Genomic DNA, 21,345 nt, shown 5'->3' with positions numbered 1-21,345 from the left:
AATGAGATAAAATGTCTTTAAATATAAATACCGTGGCCGTTTTTAAAAAGATAGAAAATAACGAGATGTATTTATATGTGAATGGTCATCTTATTTATAAGCGCTGGCTTGACAGTGGACAATCTAAAGTATTCGATGTAATGGCTTATGATAAATATACTTTAACAAGCATTCGGGATTTAGAATACGAAAACGGGATATCAAATCTTGTACGTATAAAAGCAGAGATCAAACTTAAAACTGCAGAAGAAGGTGGAAGGAAAACGGGATTTATTAGTGGATATAGACCAGATCATGTATTTGAACACAAAGAAGATGGGAATCTTCTTCAATCTTTTATTGGTGATATTGTTTTTGAAGATCAATCGACAATAGAGCCAGGCGAAACGAAGTTGGTTATCGTCAGATTCCTTCTGAATCAAAGCATCGAAAAATATCTTTATAGTGGACGCAAATGGTGGATACATGAAGGAGCGCATGTTATTGGTGAAGCGGAGATAATACAGATACAAGATATAGAGCCGTCCTAAAGAAGGTCAAACACTTCCGTTGATGTTGTCAAGTAATCTTAATGACAATAAATTGCCTGCCCAATAAACGATGAAAAAAGTAAAAGTAATAAGAAAAGATTCGATGAAATTAATTATACCAAATTTAGGAGTCCAGATTACCAGGGCAAAGAATAATGCAGACAGAATACAAAGCAAAGAGACTATTGGAATTAATCTCAGCCCGAATAACTCTCCATCATTGCTGATTCTCTTCCAAAAGGGGAGGATAACAAAAGCTTGGAAAAGTAAAGCAGCAATGATAACTGGAACTAATAGTATATATATAAATGTATCATCCAGATGCCCTTGATCAGCATACTGAACATCCGAATAAAAAGAATCAATAAGCTGGAAGAAGCTGAGTGATAGTATTAATCCCATTAAGGTAGGGATTAAGGCTTTTAAAAATATTAATAGAGGTTGTGCCATTAGTTTATAATGGTCATATTGTTTTCAAAGCATTTGATTAATTTTTGAAGTCCCTGGACCAGTTCCACAGCATTAACTTTGAAAGGAGGTCTTTCCCAAACTTCAAATCGGTCTTTATCATTAAATTGCGGCCAAAAAATATAGTCATAATAATAATCCCAGGCTTTTCTTATATACTTATTATCTACAAGAGGCATAAGATGTTTATTGCAGTCACTCTGATAGACATAGTCGCCAAATAAATTAATGAAATTCGTCAATCCTTCAAGGATCTCAATGTCAAAGTTTTGAACATTAATAGCATTATAAATTTTATTAATGTCATAGGTAGTTATCTCATCGGAATCCTGGCTGCCGAAATCATTTAGCCAATTGTTAAGATTTTCAAATTCATTGACCGCATTAAAATTTTGTGCTATAATATTTTTTAGATCATTTAGAGAATTGGTTCCAAAAATCTCACCAGTTTTGAATGTAAATAATTTATCTGTACTTTCCTTATCAGTATCTGTGTACCATAATACAAATACAGGCGCTGCATCACCGAGAGGACAGTATTTTAATATCCAAATATCAGTATTTTCTTTTGACGGTGTAACGACCTCCTGGATGTCCATTTATCTAATTATTATATAAACGGATAAAGATATAGGTTATATTTATATTCTTGTGAGCCCATTGGGATTTGGACATAGCCTGATATTTAACGTTTGATACTCTGTACTACTATTAAACTTCTGTTCAGTAAATCAGCGGCAATGCTCTTTTTTCTTTGATATCCTTAACAACGAAATGACATTTGGTATTTGCCATTTTAGCTTAAGTTCTGATACAAGGGTGGCCGTGAAAATCAGCGCACCACCAACTAACAGCCGGGATGAAATAGCTTCTCCGAGGATGAAATGCGCTGCTATTGCTCCGAAAACTGGTTCGAAAAGATATATAATGGACACTCTCTCTGCACTAATGTATTTTTGAGAAATATTGGATATAGTATACATGAAGGCTGTTGAGAACAGCGCGCAAAAAATGATGCCAGTCCAGAAAGGATTTTGCTGAGGTATCCAGATGATATTTTCCTGACTGAGGGTCAATAAAAATGCTAATATTGAGCACGTTGCAAACATGGGTACGATCGTAGAGATAATGTCTCTGTTTTTTGATTCCTTTTCAATCTGGATTAAATATACTGCAAAGCAAAAGGCTCCGGTAATGGTATACAGGTCACCAGTACCGATGCTGAAATTCTCCTTAATAGATATTACGAACAGGCCAGCCAATGCAGTAAATGCGGCTATCCATATTTTTAAGGGGGCAGGTTTCCGGTAAATGATTAGCTTAAGAACGGGAATGATGACTACAGTTATTCCGGCCACAAATGAACATTGTGATGCAGAGGTATGCGTGATACCCAAGGTCTGTAAATATATACCAAGTGCAAGGGGAAGGGCCAGTCTGGCACCAGTCTTAATTGAGTTGAGATCCAGGCTTTTTACGTATTTCCAGAAAACGACAGATAACACAATTGTTGCCAGCAAAAACCGGTAGAACAAAAAGAGGGCAGACTGGTTTTCTCCGATAGCGAGTTTAGTAACCGAAAAGGAAATCCCCCAGAAAGCCGTACCCAATACTAATAAGCCGAGAAAAATATTTCTTTTTTCCATCAGGCTGTTTTTGATTCACTATTAGCAACAGGCAATGTCTTTTTCATCATCAGGTCCGTTTGTTCATCACTTCCCAACAGGAACATGTGCTTATCAAAAGTGATGAAGCCATTTTTCTCATAGAATCTTAGGGCTCTGTGATTTTCCTCCCACACGCCAAGCCAGACATAAGGTGCTTGCATTTCATAAGCAAGTTCAATAGCTTTCTGATAGAGCAGCTGACCAACTTTTAAGCCATGAAATTCCTTTAGCACATAGATCCGCTCAATTTCAAGTGCATCATTATCCAGTTTCTCGGTTTGAGCCTGTCCAAGGTTGATTTTTAGATACCCGATCACTCTCTCATCAAGTATGGCAAAATATATCCGGGAATCTTTATTCATCAGTTCACCTGTCAGTTTATTTATTGAAAAACTTTGTTCAAGATATGCTTGCATGTCTTCCTGACTATTCACCTGCGCAAAGGTTTCCTGGAATGTTGTTCTTCCGATCTCCTGTAATTTCTTTATTTCTTCGGGTGTTGCCCTTTGAATAATGATACTTTCCATGGTACGAATGTAACCAGTCTTTAAATGTAATAAAATGCTATTTCTTCATTTATTAATGCATAAATTGCATTAATGGATCTTCAGCGAATCAAATATTTTTTGGCTCTGTCCGAGCAGCTGCATTATTGGAAGACAGCAGAAAAGGTAAATATCACACAATCTGCCCTTACCCGTCAGATCCAGTCTCTTGAAAACGAGCTTGGCCTACAACTTTTTGAACGCAATAAGAGAAATGTAAAACTTACCCCGGCTGGTAAATTCTTAAAAGAGAAATGGGAGGTAGAGCTGAGTGAGCTTGACTATATCCATCAGTTTGCAAAACAAATACATTTGGGTGAACGAGGGACCTTTACCATCGCCTATCCCGATTCTATATCGGCTTCTATTATGCCGGATATTCTGGCGAAGATTGCTGAAGCATTTCCACAGCTTCAGATTAAACTTGTACAGGTTTTGTATGAGAGCCAGCTGGAGTTTCTAAAAACCTATAAGATTGATCTGGCGATTACCAGGGATATTAATAGCGGGCTGGGTATAAAATCGAGAAAGTTATATTCTGACCATTTAGCTTTAGTGGTTCCGCAGGATCATTCCTTTAAGGAATTCGGTGACTTATCTGCGGAAACCCTTAAACAGCAAAAATTCATTCTGCCCACAAGGGACGAGGGGAGTAGTTACGGCGAGATAATCAATGGACTTTTCAAGTCCTATGATTTTGTTCCCGATGTATTTCTTCACTCAGAATTTGGATCCACAATTATTGCGCTCGTCAGGAAAGGTTTAGGAATAGCTATTTTACCAGACTCTTACCTGCATCATCAAAGCCCCGGTCTTCGGTTCATTCCTTTACCCTTTAAGACGGATCTGTTCATCAATTGGCGTGCAGATGATCATAATCCGGTTCTTGCTAATATTTTGGATCTTATTTTTGATAATTAGTTGGGATTAATTCTGGCTTTGCAGGATAATTTGCCATCGTATCAGAGATTTCCTTTATTATCTTTATACTGAAAGAGTGCCTGCCCATCAGCCATCTTTTTATTTCGTCAGGATTAATATCCAGGGAGACAGCAAGGTCATTTTCTGAAAGACCTTTATCAGTCAACATTTTTGAGGTTTTACTGGCAACGTCCAGATTCAGTTGTGTTAATTCTTCTATGGCAGGATTTCCGCTTTCTTCTAGCCAGATGGATGCAAAATCGTTCTTTTCCATTTATGTTTTTCGTAATTGCTTAAAGTATTCCGTGCCTTCAGCACCGTTTGTTTATTTGGGCGGCAAATCTAACGATATTACTTCTATTATTGCAATTATAGTAGAGGCCCGCAACGTTGTAATAATTTTTATTTAAATTTATGAATAATGAAAGTTAAACGTGTAATTGCTAATATCGCCTCCTCAGAAATTGCCAAAGCAAAACTATTTTATTTGGATATATTAGAGATGGACGTGTTGATGGATCAGGGGTGGATAACTACATATGGTTCAGATGAAGAAATGACTGTACAAATTAGCTTTGCCAGTGAGGGCGGTTCAGGCACTCCGGTTCCAGATTTGTCAATTGAAGTTGATGATGTAGATACTGCCTTCAGGTTGATGAAAGAAAATAATTTTAAAATTGAATATGGACTAACAGACGAGCCCTGGGGAGTGCGTCGTTTTTATGTGCGTGACCCCTTTGGTAAATTAGTTAATATACTTGCGCATCATACCGTTCATGGTAATGAAATATAAATCAAAAAGTTCAACCATTTATGTGCTATCCAAAATGACACGGTTCAATTTGCACTCTTTTGCCTTACAATTTTTTTAAACACAATCTTGCCGGAGTCAGTTTGAATTGACAGGTTGGTTCCGTCTATTTGATATTTACCCTTGATCAGAATTATACTTTTGGTTGTGTCTGGATTTAGAATCGCATTTGTTTTATCATTGTTCAATATCGTTTGATATTCTTTCGTAAAGGCTTTTAATACGATGGTGTCCTTTGTAAAAGTATATTTACCATTGGCAATTTTAGCATTTTCATATCGTTCATTAATTCTAAAAGTATTAACTGCTTCAAAATGCAGTCTGTTGAATTGTGAAGAACCGTCCATGTTTTGCCAGCTGCCATAAAATTGGTTTTGCCCCATGTACCTGTTTTTCAAAGTACTGACGAGTAGAAAAAATCCTACAAACACAAGCGGAATATAAATCCATTTTATTTTACTGAATTTATTAAACCAGTCTGGTCGCTCATTATCTTGAAATAATGGTGGTTCTGTCAAAAAATATTTTATAAAAAGCGGGAATTCTGAAAAGAAAATGAACAGAGCCATAATTGTCATTAGCGTAGCAAAACCTTTCGCCCCTTCGATGTCATACGCAAAGTCAACCAATAAGATATTAACCATAAAAGAAAGAAAGAGAACAATTCCAAGTCTTGTTGTCTTTCTGAAAAATAAAAGCAGAGAACTCACTATTTGCGATCCGGCAATAAATAAACCATACCAAAATGAGTAGCTGTAATAATACCAGGTTAATTCAAATCCGCTTAGTGAACCAACTGGTTTATCATAGGTGCCGGGCTGTGTGGTGAATTGTGTCCCTAATATCTTTGCAAAAGCGTAGGAAAGAATCATTGTTGCTAAGAAATAACGACAAAATGTATGTAGATAGAAATGTACTTTTCTCCAATTCATGATTTTATAAATGAGTCAATTAAAAGGCCTAAGAGTATTGCTGAAATAGAAAATGTAAGCATACCCAATAAATAAGAAGTTAGTGCTTTTAAATAGTTTATTATTTTTTTTGATCAAAAAATTGACCAATTGCCATGGTACAATAGACTACACTTATTATTGCCGAAATTTCCATCAATTTTACTTTTGTTAACCCTTCGAAAATGGCAAAAACAGAAAATATCAGCATTCCGATTCCTAATACAAAACATAGTAGAATTAATAATTCGAAAAAATTGTAATCGTATTTTTTGAAAAATAGTTTTAGCCAAAAGGCAACGAATAGCCCCATTATAATATTCCCATAACCATAATGATTCTGAATCCAACTGAAAATTAAAGTCGTTGTAGGATTTTCCGGGCTATTAAAATTAACGTACCCTTCTTCAATATGAAAGAAGTGATTTATTAGTGTATAGATTAGTGAGGTCACTAGTATAAATATTATGGGTTTTACAAGTTTGCTTCTGTCTTTTGCGATGAATTCTCTTACGTTTTGTCCTGGCCTGATCAACAGTTCTTTTATGGTTAATAAGATGCCTTTTTCAAAATGTAAAACGTGTTCAATTTCGTGCTTAATGTAATGAGCATCAATTCTTTTTATTTTTACCGCCAGTCCGCAACCGGCACAATAATTTCCTGTTAGTTCGTGATTGCAATGGTTACAATTAGTCATTTTCTTTCCACGTTTTTTATTATTAATAGTAGCCTCTTAGCCATACAAAAATTGTTCTTGCAAATTGGATACAAAAATATTTCCGAAGACTACACTTTAGTGTAGATTTGCTGCTAAGCCATTGCAGTTAATGAAAAACAACGTGAATTCAGGCCTGCTTACCAGGAATAGAGTCGGAAAAATATCAGAAGAGGATCATCTTCAGCAGCAACATTATCTGGAAGTCGTAAAATCTTTTGCAAGGTTAACATATGAAAGCGTATATGTTATTGATTATGAAAAGATGGCGTTTGAATACGTTTCAGAAAACTCATTGTTTTTATGTGGACATTCTTCTGAGGAAGTATTAGATATGGGCTATGAGTTCTATTTTAAAAATGTTCCTGAAAACGATTTGAAATTGTTGAATCTGATTAACGAAGCAGGATTTGATTTCTTTGAAAAATTGCCTGGGAATGCTAAGAAATTGTACAGTATAACTTACGATTTCCATTTGGTTAATCGGGATGGCAAGCACATTCTGATCAATCATAAACTTACTCCGTTGTTTTTGACGAGTGGTGGAAAGATGTGGAAAGCGATGTGCATCGTTTCAATTTCGCACCATCAAAATGCAGGTAATGTTTGTATTCATAAACAAGGTACTGACGAAACATGGGAACTCAATATAGAAAATAATGTTTGGCGTAAGTCAGAGAAGCCGAAGCTCACGAAAAGAGAGATTGAGGTATTGAGGTTGCATGCACAAGGATTAACAATTAACCAGATTGCAGAAAAAATATTTGTTTCTTCTGACACAGTGAAGTACTACAGGAGGCAGATTTTTGGACGTTTAGGCATAAGTAATATGGTAGAGGCACTTTCTTACGCTGTTCATAACAAGATTATTTAATTTATGCTGTGTTTTGCGGTTAATGAAAACACAGCATAAAATTTTAAAAACTATTCGTCGTCCAGTAAAGAAACACAATCTTTTCCAAGTAGTACCTTGCGTTCAGCAAGACTCGCTAAAGAAGTAGTGTCTTTGATACTTTTATAAAGTGAAGTCAGGATACTTAACGTTCTTTCATCTGTTTCGCATGCTTCTGCTTTTTCAAAATAGGGAATGGTCTTCAGTACCTGAATTTTATAGGCCTTAAAAGCAGTTTCATGCATGGCTGCATCCTTAAGTTTTGCAGCTTCAGTTACTTTACGGCCTAAAGTATCACATTTCCTTAAATTGATAAACCCCAGTGAGGTATAAGTCACATAATAACCTGGAACCAGTTTAGTCACTATTTCATAAAGAGACTCTGCTTTTTCCGGTTTGCCCATCGACTCATATATTCTGGCAAGATGGAAACTAACATTAGCAACTTGTTTGTCATTCAATTCTGAAGAACGGCTTAATAATGAAGAAGCTCTCACAATGGTTATTGCATTTTCATCTTCATTCATTCTGGACTGCGTATAATCGAAGTATAATTCTTTGATATCCTGCTTTTGAGCAAATGCAGTGCTGATTCCGAACAGGAGGAAGAGGTTAAGGAGTACGGTTTTTTTCATAGGTCTATGTTCTTTAATGTTATGCTTTTCATCTTTTAATAAAAGCGGTCTAATATGCGATTATTTTAATTTATTATCACGTTAATTATTTGTATTTAATTTATGATAAATTCTTGGAATCTGTTTTTTTGCAGGTTCATAAATCTTATATTGTCACAGCAAACCAATTATAGTGCTATTAAAGAATTAACCTTATGTCATTTCAAGCATATCTCGATACTATCAAAAAGAAAACTGGTAAAGGCCCTGAAGAATTGAAACAACTTGCAGATCAAAAAGGATTTTCTGAGAATGGAAAACTGAAACCAGACGTCAAAGCCGGGCAAATCGTAAGCTGGCTAAAAGAGGAATTTGAATTGGGACACGGACACTCAATGGCTATTTATGCATTGCTTAAGGGGTTGAAAGCGTAAATAATTGTTAATATTCTAACCAAAGTTAATGTATGGGCTGTAGACGCTTCTTCCTGATTTTTTGTATTCTGGCAATTTTTGTGTTTGCGATTGTGCAATGTACACAGGTGAAAAGTAAAAATAACGATAGCAGGGGCCCGGCCTACGCGGGGAGTTCTACATGCATAAGTTGTCATAAAGACCTTACAGAATCTGCGGTTCATAATTCCCATTTTAATGCTTCAAAAATGCTAACGGTGCCTGGTTCTGCCGATAGTCTGCATATACCTGATGGAGAGTTCCTTTTTAATGAGCGGACTAAAGTGCAGGTGAAAAACCGTGCTGATGGTCTGTATCAGTCTGCGCTGATCAATGGAGTTGATAAAAAAACTGAACATACAGATATGGTTTTTGGTGCAGGAAACCGTGCCTATACCTTCGCATTCTGGTATGGCAAACAGCTGATGCAAATGCCATTGAACTACCTGACAAAAGAACACCAATGGGTAAACAGCCCTGGGTTCCCTGATGATCAGATTTATTTTGGCAGGCCAATCGTTACACGTTGTTTAGAGTGTCATAGTTCCTTTGCGGACAAAAAGCTGGTACAGGGCGCTGATTTTTCGATAGCAGAAGAATACGTTAAAAACTCTGTTATTGCTGGTATAGATTGCGAACGTTGCCATGGCCCTGCGGCTCAGCATGTAACCTTTCATCAAGAAAATCCTACGGTGAAAACGGCCAGATTTATGGCAAGCTATAAAAAGCTGGCCTTATCGCGAAGAGTCGATGTATGTGGCGTATGTCATTCGGGAGCGGGTATTCAAACGGTGAGTTCTACTTTTGGTTTTAAACCCGGGGATACGTTAAAAACATTACCGGAATATAGTGCCTATAAAGGAGAAGATCCTGATGTACATGGTAAACAAAAGCAGCTGCTTGAGGCTAGTAAGTGTTATCAAATTGGTAAGGCAGAATGTATTACATGCCACGATGTGCATGATAACAAAAAAACTGGTTTGGCAATTTATTCGGCTAAATGCATCAGCTGTCACCAGGAGGTGAAACATGAAACATTGAAAGAGAAAAACAAAGCTATACTAGCAAAGAACTGTATCGACTGCCACATGCCAGTCAAAGAATCTCACGCAATTGGGTTCCAGATGAGCAACAGCAAAGAAAAGATACCCTATAAATTACGTACACATCGTATTGCAATTTACAATGATTTGGTTAAGAAAAAATGATAGAATTGTCACCAATAAACAGGGTAGTAGAGGTTGCTAATACGATATTATAGCATTATTATTGTTAAATATGAAGTCGGCTTTTCTTAAATTTCTGTTTCCTTGTTTTTTAATGTCTGGTTTAACTACACAGGCAAATACTTTTGTAAATACGAAACTACCTATAGGCCTCCAGTGTGAACATTTGATTAACCCGTTAGGTATAGATGTGCAAAATCCCCGTCTGTCCTGGATGATCCCGGATGATCGGCAGGGGGCAAGACAAACGGCTTACCGCATTATAGTAGGAAAGGATTCCATGGAAGTAGTTAAGAAGAGAGGTGCTTGCTGGGATTCTGGAAAAAGCCTGTCTGATTCTTCTTTGGTGTCTTATCATGGAAAAGACCTGGAGCCATTTACGAAGTATTTCTGGTTGGTTGAAGTATGGGACCAGTACGGCAAACCGGCAATGCCTTCTAAGGTATCAGGTTTTGAAACAGGAATGATGAAGAAAGAAAACTGGAAGGGAAGTTGGATCAGTGATGGAAATGACATTAATAAAAGAGAAGCTCCCTATTTCAGGAAAGTATTCCAGCCTTCAAAAAAGATAAAATCAGCAAGGGCATATATAGCTGTCGCTGGTTTGTATGAATTATACCTAAATGGGAATAAGGTTGGAAACCATAGACTGGATCCGATGTATACCCGTTTTGATAAACGGAATCTGTACGTTTCTTATGATGTAACCGCGCAGTTGCAAAATGGAAAAAATGCAATTGGAGTATTGCTTGGCAATGGCTGGTATAATCATCAGTCTATAGCTGTTTGGAATTTTGATAAAGCTCCATGGAGGGGAAGACCTGTTTTTTGCCTGAATTTAAGGATCACCTATTCAGATGGAACTACAGAAGTGATTACTTCCGGAGAAGACTGGAAAACGAGTAACAGCCCAATTGTATTGAACAATATTTATACTGCAGAGCATTATGATGCCCGGTTGGAACAGCCCAACTGGAATAGGATTAATTTTGATGATTCGAAATGGGCTAAAGTGACTTTGCGCAAAGCACCTTCTGATCAGATTGTAAGCCAGGCGATGCAGCCCATTCGTAATGTGGAAGAGATTCCTGCAAAATCTGTTAAAAAATTCAATGACAGTACCTATGTATTTGATCTGGGCAGAAATATAGCCGGGGTCACCAAGATTAGGGTAAACGGTGAGGCCGGAACAGTTATCCGCTTAAAACATGGGGAACGTTTGTATCCGGATGGGAGGGTGGATCTTTCCAATATTGATGTGTATTACCGGCCTAAAGACAACAGTGACCCTTTTCAGACAGATATTGTTACTTTATCAGGTAAAGGGACTTTGGAGTTTATGCCTAAATTTAATTATAAGGGTTTCCAGTACGTAGAAGTGACCAGTAGTAAGCCTGTTTCCTTAACTCAGGAAAGTATTACTGGTTATTTTATGCATAGCGATGTTGCGGCTACGGGTAAGATCAGTTCTTCTAATCCATTGATAGACCGTTTGTGGTGGGCAACGAACAATTCTTATTTATCTAATCTGATGGGCTATCCGACAGATTGTCCGCAGAGGGAAAAAAATGGATGGACAGGTGACGGACATTTTGCAGTGGAAACGGGCTTATTCAATTTCGATGGCATTACAATTTATGAAAAATGGCTGGCGGATCATAGAGATGAACAGCGTTCGGATGGGGTACTCCCTGATATTATCCCAACGGGCGGTTGGGGATACGGCACGGCCAACGGAACAGACTGGACGAGTACTATTGCTATTATCCCATGGAATATCTATCTGTTTTATGGTGATAGCAAATTACTGGCAGATTCTTATGGAAGTATAAAAAAGTACGTGGATTATGTTGGAAAGATCAGCCCTTTAGGGCTAACTACCTATGGCCGGGGAGATTGGGTACCCGTTAAATCACCCTCTTCGCTGGAATATACTTCGTCTGTTTACTATTATGTAGATGTTGTTATTTTAGCCAAGGCAGCGAGGATGTTTGGTAAGCAGGCAGATTATAGTACTTATAGCAAACTTGCAGAAAAAATCAGACAAGCCATCAATGATAAATACTTTAACAGGGAAAAATGTATCTATGCTTCCGGGGTGCAAACGGAACTCAGTATGGCGCTGCAATGGGGCATTGTTCCTGATGAATTTAAAACTAAATTAGCAGAGCAGCTTGCAAAAAGGGTAGAAGCAGATGGTATGCACCTGGACGTAGGTGTATTGGGTGCCAAAGCTATTTTAAATGCATTGAGTGACAATGGGCAGGCAGAGACTGCTTACAGGCTTGCTGCACAGGATACCTATCCTTCCTGGGGCTGGTGGATTGTAAATGGTGCAACCACACTTTATGAAAACTGGGACATTAAAGCAGCCAGGGATATTTCTTTAAATCATATGATGTTTGGAGAAATAGGCGGCTGGTTATTTAAAGGATTAGGCGGTATCCACCCGGATGAACAATATCCTGGGTTTAAAAATGTATTACTGAGGCCTAATTTTGTTTCCGGACTGGCGTATTTCGAAGCAGAACATGATGGACCGTTCGGTAAAATCGTTTCTTCCTGGAAAAGATCAGGTAATTCAGTGATCTATGCGGTTACTGTTCCTGCCAATTCAAGGGCAACTATCACTTTTCCATTCATAAACGGTGAAAAAGTATATGAGAACAATAAGCCTTTACCTGGAAAGATTGAAGTTGATGCTGGTCAGTACGAGTTCATCATTAAAAATAAATAGGCCGTTGTTGTTAGCTTGTTTACTAAAGTTAACTAATATTGCAAATATTTTTCTTACAATGATCTTTGCTCAAACATTTTTCATTATATACTCCAACTTTTATAAAGCGAATAAAATCTATCTGTCTCAGCAGGGTTATATGCCTCTAGATATAACAAAATCTCTCCTGCAAATTCAATAACTGCCTGTTGCGAATCCACAGACGTAAATAGTAGGGTTAATGGGATTCATCTATCCGATGGGATAATCAGTCAGTTTTATTATGTAAATGCAAAATCCTCTGAGGGAATCCTAGTCCGTCGCTATAAAATGTATGTATTATTAAACTCTTTACATCAGGGATTTATTATCGGAGTTATTTATGTCTTGTTTAATCATAAGCTGGTATTTTTATGTAACTTACTGATATTCTGTAAAATAGTATCATCCATGAGCCTAAGATATTTTTTATTAGTTATTCTTGGGTTTTTTGTTCTGACAGCAATTTGTCAAGAACTCCAAGCTCAGGTGATACAGCCTGGTACCCAGACCAATGGCAGTGAGACCAATAACATCATCACAGCCGTTCCTTTTTTACTGATCACCCCTGATGCGAGAGCAGGGGCAATGGGTGAAGCTGGTGTAGCCATTCTGCCAGATGGAAATTCAATGAGTATAAACCCTTCCAAACTGGCTTTTTTAGATCAGCATTATGGAGTTTCAACATCTTATAGCCCATGGCTAAGGAGCCTGGTTCCTGGTATTAATCTGGCCTATCTCAGCGGGTATTATAAATTAGACAATAGAAATACAGTTGGTACCTCCCTGAGGTATTTTTCTGCTGGTCAGGTCCAATTGATTGATATGAATAAACAAGACTTGGGCACCTATAGTCCTAGCGAATTTGCAATTGATGGAACTTTTGCCCGGAAATTTGGGGAACACTTTTCTTTAGGTACAGCAGTAAGGTATATCAGATCAAATTTGACTTCTGGTCAATTTGCCTCCGGACAGAATACCAGGCCTGCCAATGCATTGGCTGCAGATGTATCTGCTTATTTCAAGAAATCTACAGTTTTTCTAAGTAAAGATGCTATTCTCGCCCTGGGAATATGTATATCCAACATAGGTACTAAAATGAGTTATACAGATGCAGGACCTAAATATTTCCTTCCTACCAACTTAAAGATTGGTGGTGCATCCACATTTATACTGGATGATCTTAATCAATTTACCGTCGCTTTAGACCTGAATAAATTACTGGTCCCAACTCAGCCGATCTACGATACGAACGGAGAGATTGTTAAAGGCCAGGATCCCAACAGATCGGTCGCGTCCGGGATCTTTGGGTCATTTAGCGATGCACCAGGCGGCTTTAAAGAAGAGATTAAGGAGGTTAGCGTTGCAGCAGGGTTGGAATATGTGTACAATAAAAAATTCGAACTCCGGTCAGGATATTTTTATGAAAACCCGCAAAAAGGTAACCGTCGTTATTTTACAGTCGGAGCAGGGTTTAAATATCAGGACTTTGATATAGATGTTGCCTATCTGATTGCAGGTGTCCAAAATAGTCCATTGGCCAATACGTTCAGGTTTTCACTGCTTTTTAATTTTTTATAGATGGAACAGTATTTTCAGGCTTTGGTCTAATCACAAATGTAAGGCCCTCAACAAGGACACCTTCTATATTCCTGACTGTAGTAAATGGTAATACACATCTGTTTGATAACCGTATTGTCGTTATTTACGAAGCGCCATAAATAACATATATTGTGATAGGCGGGGGAGGGTTTTCTGGCCCCAATAAGGAGATTTTATGCTGGGCAAAGCCCTGGTAGTTTACAAAAATAAAGTTAAGTATCAAAAATCCTTTGATTTGTCCTTCATTGAACCTATGATTAATACCTGCTCTCATTTTCCTGTCATTAATATTTTTTGTGAATGGATACCCGTTGCTGTCCTGAAACTAACAATATAGAGGACATTAGCAGCTATACCGTCTAGTTCATAATCACCATTTCCGCCAATCGCTCTGCTGGAAATGACCTGTCCAATTGTATTGCTGATCATTAAAGTTCCTTTTTGCTCATGAACGAGTTTAATCTTTACAAATAAAATTCCCCCTGAGCCGTATATGGTATAAATGTCGTCTTTGTTATCCGTTGGCCCGTTGGTGTTTAGCGGAACACAGCGCAGTGAAAAGCGGTTTTCGTTGGCACCTTTCTTTATGCTGGCCGTATAGATTGGGTTTTGCTGCAGATCCTGATCTGTGCCTTTCTCCGCGTCAGTTAAATACAAATGCAGATTAGAAGGCCATTGCTCTAGGTCCCTTAAATTAAAAGTTACCATACCATCTTTGTCGGTTTGTACGCCTAAAGGTATAACAGTAAGTGTATCTACTTCTGGTAAAGCATTAATGACCAGTTTTCTTGAGTCTGCAGCCAAAGAATATAAACTAGGCAGGAGTTCATCAATATTCATCAGTTTAATGGCATCAAACTCCTTATCAAACACTGGAGTTGCCCTATTGTCAAAGTACACAACTATTGGATCGGAAGATGAACTATTATCAGAAAAATTTGCACTTAACCTGACCAGGATACGCTGCATAGTGGACATACTAGCCGTTGATTTATGAAAAACAGGTGAAAGGTTATTAACTCTGGCCGTATTATTAATAGCAAATGTACCTGTCACCGGATAGGTGCCATTGCTAACGTGCACAAAAAAACCTTGCATAGATGCAATAATGTGCCCGGCAACACCATCACTCGAAACCCCGTTAATATAGGTACTGTAAGTTCCTGTATATTGACTTGTTGAACCCGAATCAAAATAATATACTGCATTATCAATGTTAGTCCTGGTCCAGCCACCCGACGCATCCCAGTCGATAGGTGAGGGATAAGGGTTGCCCATCAGGTTAAAACCCTGCGTATAAGGTTGGTTGTTATTGTATAAAGTAGAAGAAAGGCTTCCGTTACTCACCACGCCGGTCATACTGACCATTTTTTGTGCGGTGGATGAACCAAAATCTGCTGCATACCCCTGTAATGGATTCAAGAGATTTGTTGTAGTGGTGTATGTTGTAAATCCTGCCGTTGCTTTGTTTTCTATATAATTATAGAAATTTGGAAAAGTCGCATTCAGATCTACTGTGCTTGAAAAATTACTTACTGTAGCTGCCTGGAAAGGAGAACTGAAATATTTATACCCATAGCCAGCAGTGAGATAACGCTGCATAGTTACATTACCTGTAACACTGCCTGCTCCACTGCCATCAATCAATGCAGTTTGCGCTGCTGTTGAAATAAGGGTAAGGTATCCGCTGGTATTAAACTGACCACTGGTAGCTAGTAGTATTGCACTGAGATTTAAGGCTCCGGCTAAAGTTACACCAGCAGTGTTGTTGACAGTCAGATTCTGGATCTGGTTTCCTGCAAATGCTGCTGCTGGTATGACCTGGGCAATAGCACCGTTCATGATGAGTGTACCAGCTGACAGATCAAATGTTCCTGAGTTAATAATTGTTCCGGCAATTTGCAGTGTTGCATTGGCTACTGTTAAGGATGCGCTATTTTGTATGGTGATGTTATTCACTGACCCAGTGCCAGTATTTAAGAGCGGAAAATAAGGAACGCCAGATGGGATGGTAGTATTCGTTGTACTTGTCGGGATGATACCATTAAGCCAGTTTCCTGCAAGATTCCAGGTGGTACTGATCGCACCTGTCCATGAAGAACCAGAAGAACATACTGGTTTAGATGCAGTTACGCCATCAATTGCAATGGCTCCTAAAGTAGAAAATAATCTTCCGTCAAGTATACCTCCTGCAGCCATAGCGGCAGCGCCATTATTAGCAATCAGTGTTCCTTTCATTGTTGTTGAGGCGGCCATTGCTATTGCGCCCTCTACTTTCCAATATACATTACAGGAGGAAGCCCCGTTAATCAAATTAACTGTAGTGGAAGCGCCCGTAGTAAATGCGCCTCCTATTTTAAATATAAACAGGGCATTGGGATCTCCTTGCGCATCTAAAGTTAATACCGCGGCAACGGACGCTGCGGCAGCTAAACCGTAAATTCCAGGATAAAGGGTCTCTCCGTTTCCTAGTACAGCACCGTGAATAGAAGTGGGAGAAATGGCATTCAATTGTGTATAGGCCGATAGTAAATCTGCTGCACCTTGCAGTGTGGCTGCATCAGCAGTATGCATGGTACCTACCACAGTCGAAATCCCGAAGCCGGTGATGGCGCCAACATTTGTACCAATATCACCTGTAATGTTTGAAACCCCGGTATTCCCTACAGCTCCGCTTGAAGTGAAAAGCACAAAATTGGCTGCGGTGCCTAAATTTACGCTCGGTGGAGCAACAATAGTAATACTGGTTGTGGTTTGATATTGACCACATCCGGTAGCGGCAGCAATAGTATAGGTCACAGTGTAAGTGCCTAATGTACTTGTCAGGACAGTAACCAAGCCACTAGCTGTATTAAGAGATAAACCTGTCGTTGAGGAATATGTTCCTCCGGTTGTTCCGGTAAGGGTTACCGAAGCGTTTGCCAGATCTGTACGATAAGGAGAATTGATATAGGTGATCACAGCAGATGGTCCTGCAGTAATGTTAACTGTAATTGTTGCTGGCGGACTAAGACACCCGCTTACTGTTTGGGTAACTACGTAATTTGAAGAACCTATCACTGTAGTAGCTGGAATTGGTGCAGTGGACGAGCCGGTGCCCCACAGTAAGTTTGTTCCTGTGGCTGTTAACTGGGCAGCTGTAGCATTTTGACAATAGGTTAGCGGGCTTGTAACAATCGGAGCAAGGGGGGTGCAGGCACAGCCAGGCAGTGTTGCTGTTATCGCGTTAACTGTTGCAGCTCCTAATGTAGAAAACATTCTTCCCTGAAGTGTACCACCAGCACCCATAGAAATTGCACCATTGTTTGCAATCAGTGTTCCTTGCATGGTGGTTAATGCTGCCATGGCTATTGCACCTTCTGCTTTCCAGAATACGTTACATGCCGAAGCTCCATTAATCAGGCTGACTGTAGTAGAAGCACCGGTAGTAAACGCACCGCCAATCAGAAAGATAAATACCGCATTAGGATCTCCTTGTGCATCTAAGGTTAAAGTGCCTGCTGCAGACCCAGCGGCCAGTATAAGGTATGCTCCTTTTTGAAGTGTCTCTCCATTTCCAAGTACCGCGCCATGGATGGCGGTTGGAATAGTTGCATTCAACTGGACATAGGCAGCTGATAAATCTATTGAACATTGTAAGGTTGCGGCATCAGCAGTGTGCAGAGAACCTATCACTGTCGAAGTTCCGAGGCCTGTAATAGCGCCGACATTCGTGCCAAGATTACCTGTAATGTTTGAAGTTCCAGTGTTACCTACGGCTCCGCTGCTTGTATAAAGAACGAAATTGACTAAAGTGCCCATTGTTGGTGCGGTAACTGTGTGAGTTAGATTTGCACCTGTTATTGAAGTTAAATTAGTTCCTGCAGACCCGGAATCAGATTCAGCAAGGATCAACCCATCAACATTATTATCTGTCCACCCGGTTGTACCGGCAGAGTTTGGTAAAGGCGTGAGAATAGAATTGGATATGGTTTGAGCGCTTAGCCGAAAGGACATAGAAACGATCAGAAAGACAATCAGTAAACTATCGCTTAAAATGGACGAAGGTATGAATGTTCGTCTTGTGTTTTTCTGCATTATATTAAAATTTGAGAGCATTAATTATAATTTACAGTAGTAAAGTAGTGCGTAGAAAAGGATTTACACGCGCTGTAATGAGGTTGAGTTTAGATGAATATATTGGTTACCCATACCGCTCGTGACAATTGTGGTCTGGGGCTGTTTAAAGGTGAAAGCTACACTGGCAAGGGTAATACCCGCAGAGATGAATAGTTTCTTCATGATGAGACATTTTTAGGTAGAATAAGCGTATCGTAGTAAATATAAACAGCAGCCATTACCAGGTAAATCTGTCAATGATTTTTGTTCTTACTGTTCCTGGAAGATGTAACAGTTGTTTGAAATTAGAAGCAGGATATTTAAAAATGAAATACTTCTAAATAAGAATGGTGGAAGAGAAATCTGGTCGGATACATCGTTAAATAAGACTGTTCTTATTTCTTGTTAAAGACTGGATAACAATATATTTTGAAAGACATTAATCAAAAGGATAATGTTTACTTACTTGGATTGAACTTTAAAACCAACTTCATTTACAGGCGTTAATGTAATTTGTTCAATTTTTGTAAAGGAATACTTAGACACAAGTATACATAATAATTGTAGTATTTTTTTATTTATAATTAATATTTTTTTTCATATCGACTTCCTCTTTGAATGATTTTAAGGGTGCATCCGCTTCATCCAATAAAGTTATCTGGGGTAAAATTTCTTCTTCCACTGCAACTTCAGTTTCTGGTCAAATGGATTCTTGTAAAGCATTTTAAGTAAACCGGGGTCAATTTGATCATACCTAGATTGTAAAACAGTATAGAGCCTCTCTGAATCGACTGTCATGTCCCTTAAATGAGAATTTGTCTTTTTTCCTTCAACACCTTTTTCCTTTACTGTCTTTGAGTTGTTATCCCAGAATTCCGGTAAAACTTTTCTACCAGTTGACATTTCTACATTCTCGTTGTCAATTGTTAGTCTTGCATAAATTGGTGCTTTTCCATCCTTTGCGGCTTTTGCCTTCCATAGCCAAAACAAGATTGATAATTTACAATGCTTTTTCATCCTCTCACATATTTAAGTAATCAAAAGGTGTCCCGGATTATTCCGGACGACTTTGATTTCCCTAAAACTTCCACCTCACAAGCTATTCTTTTTGGAAATTCAGTTACCTAATTTAAACAATAGAATAGGTAACCGAAATGGTAATCGATCAGGTTGCACTATAATGATGAGATTTGTACTGCTTATTCTTAGAAATGCAAAATAAAAAGCATTTTAAACGAAAAGCGCACCATTTGGTGCGCTTTGTGTGATCCCGCTGGGATTCGAACCCAGGACCACTACATTAAAAGTGTAATGCTCTACCAGCTGAGCTACGGAATCAAATAATTCCTTTTGTTTAAGGAGGTGCAAAGATAGAAATTAAATATTAAGAAGCAATTAATTGTTCAAATAATTTTGATAAAAATAACCAGTAAAAACCTAATCCTCTGAAAATGAGAAAGGCGGAATAAATCCGCCTCTCCGAAAAAAAATAGAGCAAGGTTATTTCAGGATATACATGATTCCGTTGATATCATCATTACCATTATATTGACTTTGTAATGCGGCCTGATAGTTTGCCGTATTAGATGTCCGTTCGTACTGATGATATTGGAAGCGGCTTGCAATACGACCACCATTTCCAGTACCTGGGCCTGTTGTGAAATTAGGCACATGCGTACGGCGATAAGTAAAATAAGACTCCAGACCAGAGTGGCGGAATAAAGCCAGATACTTTTGTTGCAGGATCTGCACCAGACCATCATCCGAACCAATATATTTTACAGCCGGCTGGTTATAATAATTATCCCAGTTTACATTAATGGTATAAGTATCATAATTTGCAGGTAAAGCAACATTCGTTGAACCCGGGCGGTAAAAATATGCTGTAAATGATCCTGTACCAGTAGGGATGCTATAAGAATCCATAGAACTCTTAATCCCGGCTATGTAAAAGGTTTCTGCATTGCCAGCAGCCCATCCGCGGTTAATACCTTCCGCAATGTTAAACATCAGCTCTGCATAACCAACCTGGATGCTGGGTTCTCCGGTGTAAGTAGAATAATAACGTTTTCTGTTCAAAAAAGAATATTTCTGTAAACCGGCATTATTATACATGACACCCAAATCCTGGCCAGCGTCAGCGCCAACAAAAGAAGCGAAATCTGTAGGACTCTGTTTTAAACTATCCACCAGGAAACGGGAAGGCTCAGCAGTTACATAGACACGTGGATCCTGTAATTTCGTCAACAGTCCGATATACGTTGCAGAAGTGTTTTTTCTTGATCCGCTTTGTCCAAAATTATCCGGGTTCTGAGGATAATAATTGGTAGGAGATAAGGAGATATACTGCATATTATCAGCGGCACTTTCCATAATCGGATATTTTGCCTTGTTGCTCACAATATCAGAAAACTGTGATTTCACTTTCAAATCCAGATCGTCACCAGCCCTTTTGCTCAGCTGGATCAGCAGACGTAACCTGAATGTATTCACCGTTTTTTGCCATTTCAATAAATCTCCATTGAAGTAGATATCACCCGCAAGTATGTTTTCCTTCGCAGCGATCAAACCAGTTAAATCTGTGTTTGCACTTTCCAGTAAGGCCAGACATTGCATCATGACCGCTTTTTGCTTGTCATAAGCAGGGGTAAGGTTATTAGCACCCTGTAATGCGTCAGTCATTGGAATATCACCCATTTCCATACTCATCTTACTGAAAAGGTAAGCTCTGAAAAATTTGCCAAGTGCTGTGTATGAGTTTACTGCCGCTGAGCTTTTCAGCGATTGTTTTTCCATCTCCGCTACGTTTTTCAAAGTCGTAAAATAGTCATCACCGTATCCGAAATCGTAGCGGTTATTACCATAATAATCATAGTTATTCAGGTAATACTGAGCATAGGTTTCTTTAGAACCATTCGGGCCTTCAACCAGCCCACTACTGTTTAAAACACCGTTCAATAGTAAAGAAGCCTGAACAGCAGATGGTCTGTTATTATTAATTGTTTTATCTTCAAAATCCTTTTTACAGCCAGAAAAGGTAACTGCCATTAAAAAAGGTAAAAGATAATTGAGTTTGAATATCGTTTTCATATAAAATGA

At 38.6% G+C, this 21,345-nt stretch carries 20 protein-coding genes and 1 tRNA gene; 8 read left to right on the top strand and 13 right to left on the bottom strand.

What is annotated here, in order from left to right:
- The first annotated feature begins 11 nt into the window (after positions 1 to 11).
- A complete protein-coding gene (locus HDF25_RS16005) occupies positions 12 to 530 on the top strand; it encodes a hypothetical protein (RefSeq protein WP_184626502.1) in 519 nt (172 codons plus the stop codon).
- 6 nt (positions 531 to 536) lie between these two features.
- On the opposite strand, the gene HDF25_RS16000 is transcribed toward HDF25_RS16005, so the two are convergent.
- The 4 genes from HDF25_RS16000 to HDF25_RS15985 all read right to left on the bottom strand — a co-directional run bounded on the left by HDF25_RS16000 (position 537) and on the right by HDF25_RS15985 (position 3,192).
- Positions 537 to 932: a hypothetical protein gene (locus HDF25_RS16000; RefSeq protein WP_184626500.1), complete on the bottom strand. Its 396-nt coding sequence runs from the start codon at positions 930 to 932 to the stop codon at positions 537 to 539.
- A 47-nt stretch (positions 933 to 979) separates the two neighbouring features.
- Positions 980 to 1,597 carry a hypothetical protein gene (locus HDF25_RS15995; protein WP_184626498.1) on the bottom strand — a complete coding sequence of 206 codons (618 nt, stop codon included), beginning with the start codon at positions 1,595 to 1,597 and terminating at the stop codon, positions 980 to 982.
- A gap of 132 nt (positions 1,598 to 1,729) precedes the next feature.
- Positions 1,730 to 2,644: a DMT family transporter gene (locus tag HDF25_RS15990; RefSeq protein WP_184626496.1), complete on the bottom strand. Its 915-nt coding sequence runs from the start codon at positions 2,642 to 2,644 to the stop codon at positions 1,730 to 1,732.
- Positions 2,644 to 3,192 (bottom strand): GNAT family N-acetyltransferase, encoded by a 549-nt coding sequence (locus HDF25_RS15985; RefSeq protein ID WP_184626494.1) that lies wholly within the window; start codon positions 3,190 to 3,192, stop codon positions 2,644 to 2,646. Before HDF25_RS15985 ends, HDF25_RS15990 begins: the two co-directional genes overlap by 1 nt.
- Positions 3,193 to 3,264: 72 nt before the next feature.
- Here HDF25_RS15985 and HDF25_RS15980 point away from each other — a divergent pair, with 72 nt between their 5' ends.
- The gene (locus tag HDF25_RS15980) at positions 3,265 to 4,131 is read left to right on the top strand and encodes a LysR family transcriptional regulator (RefSeq protein WP_184626492.1); all 867 of its coding nucleotides are present in this window, start codon (positions 3,265 to 3,267) and stop codon (positions 4,129 to 4,131) included.
- Here HDF25_RS15980 and HDF25_RS15975 read toward each other — a convergent pair.
- Entirely contained in the window at positions 4,115 to 4,405 is a 291-nt protein-coding gene (locus HDF25_RS15975; RefSeq protein WP_184626490.1) for a hypothetical protein, read from the bottom strand. The two genes, HDF25_RS15980 and HDF25_RS15975, sit on opposite strands and share 17 nt — an antisense overlap.
- Positions 4,406 to 4,552: 147 nt before the next feature.
- Here HDF25_RS15975 and HDF25_RS15970 point away from each other — a divergent pair, with 147 nt between their 5' ends.
- Positions 4,553 to 4,924, top strand: a complete 372-nt coding sequence (locus HDF25_RS15970) for a VOC family protein (protein WP_184626488.1) — start codon at positions 4,553 to 4,555, stop codon at positions 4,922 to 4,924.
- Between the two features lie 44 nt (positions 4,925 to 4,968).
- Here the strand turns inward: HDF25_RS15970 and HDF25_RS15965 are convergent, their stop codons facing one another.
- Positions 4,969 to 5,874, bottom strand: a complete 906-nt coding sequence (locus tag HDF25_RS15965) for a hypothetical protein (protein WP_184626486.1) — start codon at positions 5,872 to 5,874, stop codon at positions 4,969 to 4,971.
- A 100-nt stretch (positions 5,875 to 5,974) separates the two neighbouring features.
- Complete coding sequence (locus tag HDF25_RS15960; RefSeq protein ID WP_260409386.1) at positions 5,975 to 6,589, bottom strand: DUF3667 domain-containing protein; 615 nt, start codon at positions 6,587 to 6,589, stop codon at positions 5,975 to 5,977.
- A gap of 130 nt (positions 6,590 to 6,719) precedes the next feature.
- Between HDF25_RS15960 and HDF25_RS15955 the strand changes: the two genes are divergently transcribed.
- Positions 6,720 to 7,481, top strand: coding sequence for a response regulator transcription factor (locus tag HDF25_RS15955; protein WP_184626484.1), 762 nt, complete (start codon positions 6,720 to 6,722; stop codon positions 7,479 to 7,481).
- A 50-nt stretch (positions 7,482 to 7,531) separates the two neighbouring features.
- Here HDF25_RS15955 and HDF25_RS15950 read toward each other — a convergent pair whose 3' ends face one another.
- Positions 7,532 to 8,134 (bottom strand): hypothetical protein, encoded by a 603-nt coding sequence (locus tag HDF25_RS15950; protein ID WP_184626482.1) that lies wholly within the window; start codon positions 8,132 to 8,134, stop codon positions 7,532 to 7,534.
- A 194-nt stretch (positions 8,135 to 8,328) separates the two neighbouring features.
- On the opposite strand from HDF25_RS15950, the gene HDF25_RS15945 reads away from it, so the two are divergent.
- The 4 genes from HDF25_RS15945 to porV all read left to right on the top strand — a co-directional run bounded on the left by HDF25_RS15945 (position 8,329) and on the right by porV (position 14,127).
- Complete coding sequence (locus tag HDF25_RS15945) at positions 8,329 to 8,547, top strand: DUF4287 domain-containing protein (RefSeq protein ID WP_184626480.1); 219 nt, start codon at positions 8,329 to 8,331, stop codon at positions 8,545 to 8,547.
- A gap of 32 nt (positions 8,548 to 8,579) precedes the next feature.
- Positions 8,580 to 9,773, top strand: coding sequence for a multiheme c-type cytochrome (locus HDF25_RS15940; RefSeq protein ID WP_184626479.1), 1,194 nt, complete (start codon positions 8,580 to 8,582; stop codon positions 9,771 to 9,773).
- Positions 9,774 to 9,885: 112 nt separating this feature from the next.
- Positions 9,886 to 12,528 carry an alpha-L-rhamnosidase gene (locus HDF25_RS15935; RefSeq protein ID WP_184626478.1) on the top strand — a complete coding sequence of 881 codons (2,643 nt, stop codon included), beginning with the start codon at positions 9,886 to 9,888 and terminating at the stop codon, positions 12,526 to 12,528.
- Between the two features lie 429 nt (positions 12,529 to 12,957).
- Complete coding sequence (gene porV / locus HDF25_RS15930) at positions 12,958 to 14,127, top strand: type IX secretion system outer membrane channel protein PorV (RefSeq protein WP_184626477.1); 1,170 nt, start codon at positions 12,958 to 12,960, stop codon at positions 14,125 to 14,127.
- A 291-nt stretch (positions 14,128 to 14,418) separates the two neighbouring features.
- Here porV and HDF25_RS15925 read toward each other — a convergent pair whose 3' ends face one another.
- The 5 genes from HDF25_RS15925 to HDF25_RS15905 all read right to left on the bottom strand — a co-directional run bounded on the left by HDF25_RS15925 (position 14,419) and on the right by HDF25_RS15905 (position 21,336).
- Positions 14,419 to 18,225, bottom strand: coding sequence for an ice-binding family protein (locus HDF25_RS15925; protein ID WP_184626476.1), 3,807 nt, complete (start codon positions 18,223 to 18,225; stop codon positions 14,419 to 14,421).
- 63 nt (positions 18,226 to 18,288) lie between these two features.
- A complete protein-coding gene (locus tag HDF25_RS15920) occupies positions 18,289 to 18,429 on the bottom strand; it encodes a hypothetical protein (protein WP_184626475.1) in 141 nt (46 codons plus the stop codon).
- A gap of 471 nt (positions 18,430 to 18,900) precedes the next feature.
- Positions 18,901 to 19,263: an Arm DNA-binding domain-containing protein gene (locus HDF25_RS15915; RefSeq protein WP_184626474.1), complete on the bottom strand. Its 363-nt coding sequence runs from the start codon at positions 19,261 to 19,263 to the stop codon at positions 18,901 to 18,903.
- A gap of 248 nt (positions 19,264 to 19,511) precedes the next feature.
- Positions 19,512 to 19,584 (bottom strand) — tRNA-Lys (locus tag HDF25_RS15910).
- 162 nt (positions 19,585 to 19,746) lie between these two features.
- Positions 19,747 to 21,336 carry a SusD/RagB family nutrient-binding outer membrane lipoprotein gene (locus tag HDF25_RS15905; RefSeq protein WP_184626472.1) on the bottom strand — a complete coding sequence of 530 codons (1,590 nt, stop codon included), beginning with the start codon at positions 21,334 to 21,336 and terminating at the stop codon, positions 19,747 to 19,749.
- Positions 21,337 to 21,345: the final 9 nt, after the last annotated feature.

Origin of the sequence: Pedobacter cryoconitis (assembly GCF_014207135.1) — a bacterium.
Classification (GTDB): Bacteria; Bacteroidota; Bacteroidia; order Sphingobacteriales; family Sphingobacteriaceae; genus Pedobacter; species Pedobacter cryoconitis_D.
This window is presented reverse-complemented; position numbering and strand designations above follow the sequence as displayed.

Coding starts and splice junctions, on each gene's coding strand:
- HDF25_RS15990 (WP_184626496.1), bottom strand. CDS start 2,644: ATGGAAAAAAGAAATATTTTTCTCGGCTTATTAGTATTGGGTACGGCT.
- HDF25_RS15970 (WP_184626488.1), top strand. CDS start 4,553: ATGAAAGTTAAACGTGTAATTGCTAATATCGCCTCCTCAGAAATTGCC.
- HDF25_RS15965 (WP_184626486.1), bottom strand. CDS start 5,874: ATGAATTGGAGAAAAGTACATTTCTATCTACATACATTTTGTCGTTAT.
- HDF25_RS16000 (WP_184626500.1), bottom strand. CDS start 932: ATGGGATTAATACTATCACTCAGCTTCTTCCAGCTTATTGATTCTTTT.
- HDF25_RS15920 (WP_184626475.1), bottom strand. CDS start 18,429: ATGAAGAAACTATTCATCTCTGCGGGTATTACCCTTGCCAGTGTAGCT.
- HDF25_RS15980 (WP_184626492.1), top strand. CDS start 3,265: ATGGATCTTCAGCGAATCAAATATTTTTTGGCTCTGTCCGAGCAGCTG.
- HDF25_RS15955 (WP_184626484.1), top strand. CDS start 6,720: ATGAAAAACAACGTGAATTCAGGCCTGCTTACCAGGAATAGAGTCGGA.
- HDF25_RS15995 (WP_184626498.1), bottom strand. CDS start 1,597: ATGGACATCCAGGAGGTCGTTACACCGTCAAAAGAAAATACTGATATT.
- HDF25_RS15915 (WP_184626474.1), bottom strand. CDS start 19,263: ATGAAAAAGCATTGTAAATTATCAATCTTGTTTTGGCTATGGAAGGCA.
- HDF25_RS15940 (WP_184626479.1), top strand. CDS start 8,580: ATGGGCTGTAGACGCTTCTTCCTGATTTTTTGTATTCTGGCAATTTTT.
- HDF25_RS15945 (WP_184626480.1), top strand. CDS start 8,329: ATGTCATTTCAAGCATATCTCGATACTATCAAAAAGAAAACTGGTAAA.
- HDF25_RS15905 (WP_184626472.1), bottom strand. CDS start 21,336: ATGAAAACGATATTCAAACTCAATTATCTTTTACCTTTTTTAATGGCA.
- HDF25_RS15960 (WP_260409386.1), bottom strand. CDS start 6,589: ATGACTAATTGTAACCATTGCAATCACGAACTAACAGGAAATTATTGT.
- HDF25_RS15950 (WP_184626482.1), bottom strand. CDS start 8,134: ATGAAAAAAACCGTACTCCTTAACCTCTTCCTCCTGTTCGGAATCAGC.
- HDF25_RS16005 (WP_184626502.1), top strand. CDS start 12: ATGTCTTTAAATATAAATACCGTGGCCGTTTTTAAAAAGATAGAAAAT.
- HDF25_RS15975 (WP_184626490.1), bottom strand. CDS start 4,405: ATGGAAAAGAACGATTTTGCATCCATCTGGCTAGAAGAAAGCGGAAAT.
- HDF25_RS15985 (WP_184626494.1), bottom strand. CDS start 3,192: ATGGAAAGTATCATTATTCAAAGGGCAACACCCGAAGAAATAAAGAAA.
- HDF25_RS15935 (WP_184626478.1), top strand. CDS start 9,886: ATGTCTGGTTTAACTACACAGGCAAATACTTTTGTAAATACGAAACTA.
- porV (WP_184626477.1), top strand. CDS start 12,958: ATGAGCCTAAGATATTTTTTATTAGTTATTCTTGGGTTTTTTGTTCTG.
- HDF25_RS15925 (WP_184626476.1), bottom strand. CDS start 18,225: ATGCAGAAAAACACAAGACGAACATTCATACCTTCGTCCATTTTAAGC.